Source organism: Oleiphilus sp. HI0061, from assembly GCF_001635675.1.
In genome coordinates this window covers 1-926 of sequence record NZ_LWFE01000501.1, presented here as the reverse complement: position 1 = coordinate 926, position 926 = coordinate 1, and the positions used below count along the sequence as shown (strand labels likewise).

2 protein-coding genes are annotated in these 926 nt (G+C 41.5%); one reads left to right on the top strand and one right to left on the bottom strand.

What is annotated here, in order from left to right; all coding sequences use genetic code 11:
- The first annotated feature begins 60 nt into the window (after positions 1 to 60).
- Positions 61 to 462 carry a type II toxin-antitoxin system VapC family toxin gene (locus A3735_RS06645; RefSeq protein ID WP_068511203.1) on the top strand — a complete coding sequence of 134 codons (402 nt, stop codon included), beginning with the start codon at positions 61 to 63 and terminating at the stop codon, positions 460 to 462.
- A gap of 78 nt (positions 463 to 540) precedes the next feature.
- Here A3735_RS06645 and A3735_RS06640 read toward each other — a convergent pair.
- The coding region (locus A3735_RS06640; protein WP_231882455.1) for a hypothetical protein at positions 541 to 926 on the bottom strand (386 nt) is incomplete at its 5' end.

The following is a 926-nucleotide window of genomic DNA, read 5'->3' as shown; positions in this document are numbered from 1 at the left end:
ACTAAAAGGTTTGAAAGTTACTGAGGAAGATTTAACTAAAGCCAAAGCTGAAGGCAGAGAATGATTGTAGCTGACACTAATACAATAGCTTACTTATATTTACCCTCTGACTATAGCGAATACGTAGAAGCCTTGCTATTGAAAGACCCAGATTGGATTGCCCCTATATTATGGCGCAGTGAGTTACGAAACATCTTAGCTTTGTACCTTAGAAAAGAGCTTATTTCTATGGAGGATGCCTTAGAAATACAACAACAAGCTGAGAATTTACTCAAAGACAATGAATATACCGTAAATTCTTTCGAAGTATTAAATACTGCAAATGAATCAGGTTGTTCTGCTTATGACTCTGAGTTTATTTGCTTGGCAAAGAGCCAAAACTGCAAACTAGTGACTGCTGACAAAAAAATACTAAAGCAATTTCCAGACATAGCGATATCTGCCAGAGAGTACGTTGCTTAGAAATTTTAACGCCGCCAGCAACGGCGAGCGAAGCGAGTCCAGCCCACGGCCCTTTGTGGGCGATGTTGGCTGGCCTGGTTATATTTTTCTTTCAATGATGAACCCTGACTCGTCACCACAATGAATATAAATTTCACCGTCACCTTGTAAAGGAGTAGGAAATTCAATTTTACCCCGACCACAAAGGTCATCACCCTCGCAAGTGCCTTGCCAGCTAAACTCAAGATAAGGTGTTCGGTGAGATACCCTAACATCGAGCCACCCTTTTACAGCACCAAAAACGAACTGGCCTAATCCATCTTCAGTAAACTCAAAATAACCGGGTTCATCGAGGTCAACGTAGTCTTGAGGCCAAGTTGTCATTAACTTAATTTTCCATCGGCCTACAAAATCGTGCACTGAATTCTCCCTGAAATATAACGCCGCCATTTGCGGGATGAGTTTTATGGCGACGTTTATGCGTT

Coding starts and splice junctions, on each gene's coding strand:
- A3735_RS06645 (WP_068511203.1), top strand. CDS start 61: ATGATTGTAGCTGACACTAATACAATAGCTTACTTATATTTACCCTCT.